At 64.4% G+C, this 239-nt stretch carries 1 protein-coding gene; it reads right to left on the bottom strand.

Going from position 1 to position 239, the window contains the following annotated elements; all coding sequences use genetic code 11:
- Window positions 1-239, bottom strand: a 239-nt coding sequence (locus tag RVY79_RS21370) for a hypothetical protein (protein WP_317466631.1), incomplete at both ends; no start/stop codon positions are given.

The following is a 239-nucleotide window of genomic DNA, read 5'->3' as shown; positions in this document are numbered from 1 at the left end:
ATTCGGAGAGCACGGCCCGGCTGTCTTTCGCGGTTCTTTTCTCAAGCGCGGTCGGTTCGATTTTTTCAGCGCGCTTCTTGACGGGCACGCTCGAGGCGACCGAAGCGAATTCCGCACGGGCGCGATCGTTGTTGCGGTAAGCACGCCAGAGCGCATGGCCCGCCAGCGACAGCAGCAATGCGGCGACGATCGCCAGCGAGATTCCGGCAGCGGTCGGGCCTGCACGGCGGTGCGCAAAA

The sequence above is a fragment of the Chromohalobacter sp. HP20-39 genome (genome assembly GCF_033052815.1).
Taxonomy (GTDB): Bacteria; Pseudomonadota; Gammaproteobacteria; order Pseudomonadales; family Halomonadaceae; genus Chromohalobacter.
This window is presented reverse-complemented; position numbering and strand designations above follow the sequence as displayed.